The sequence below is a fragment of the Lysinibacillus sp. AR18-8 genome, from assembly GCF_001705465.1.
Taxonomy (GTDB): domain Bacteria; phylum Bacillota; class Bacilli; order Bacillales_A; family Planococcaceae; genus Lysinibacillus; species Lysinibacillus capsici.
This window is the reverse complement of record NZ_MDGU01000049.1, coordinates 1-866: the sequence shown is the minus strand read 5'-3', so window position 1 is coordinate 866 and position 866 is coordinate 1. Positions and strand designations below refer to the sequence as shown.

The 866-nt window shown below is 44.3% G+C and carries 2 protein-coding genes; both read left to right on the top strand.

Translation table 11 applies throughout. From position 1 onward, the window contains the following. Positions 1-447, top strand: a 447-nt coding sequence (locus BFM98_RS20715; RefSeq protein WP_217492445.1) for an SDR family NAD(P)-dependent oxidoreductase, incomplete at its 5' end; no start/stop codon positions are given. Further along, positions 423-656, top strand: coding sequence for an SDR family oxidoreductase (locus BFM98_RS24170; RefSeq protein ID WP_254660071.1), 234 nt, complete (start codon positions 423-425; stop codon positions 654-656). The genes BFM98_RS20715 and BFM98_RS24170, both read left to right, overlap by 25 nt. Positions 657-866 lie beyond the last annotated feature (210 nt).

Sequence of the window (866 nt, the reverse complement as noted above, 5' to 3'; positions counted from 1 at the left end):
GTTCGTGGGCTCGGAGATGTGTATAAGAGTCAGCAGCAATATCCAGTCCAAGTCTTTATTTATCAGGCAGATGTGACCCAAGTTTATCAGGTACGCGCGTTATTTGCCGCGGTTAAAACCCATTTCGGTGAAGTTATTCATGCTGTAGTCAATTATGCACTGATTCAATTTGAATTTAATGGCGATGCACGCCCTAAAGTAGAAACGCTGACTTGGGAAATGTTGCAACGGCAATTTAGCGGTGCAGTACCGGCTGCCTTAAATACCACACAAGCCGCTCTGGATGATATGAAACAGGCAGGGTTTGGCCGGATGGTGAATATTAGGTACAACCCTGGTGCCAAATCCGGTTGGTTCCTTTTCTTGACTTTACCCCCGCCAAAGCTGCATTTTTTGCCTTTACCCGCACCACGGCGCAGGACTTGGGACAATATGGCATCAATGTGAATATGCTCTTTGGTTGCCTTTTACAAACCACGGATGCCAGTAAGGCCACACCTGACATTGTCTTTGACCTGATTGCTCAATCGACGCCTTTACGCCGCGTGATTACACCCGAAGAATTCGCTGCTGCAATCCTGATGTTTTTGTCACCTTATTCACGTGCTGTCACAGGACAAAACCTAATTGTAGATGGCGGCTTGGTTAAAGGTTAGATGTTTAGAGAATGGACTTGGATTTTCAAATTCTGTTGTTCTATTTTTTAACCATTTGGTAGATTAAAAAGGTTTTGTGACCGGGTTTTACTTCTACAATAGTGCGCTCCCATAAAACCTTTAGTCTACTTTGCATGAAATTTATCACGACATTGCTCAGTACCTTGCTTCTAGCAGGTTGTATGTCCAGCGATTTGAAGAAGTCCGAAC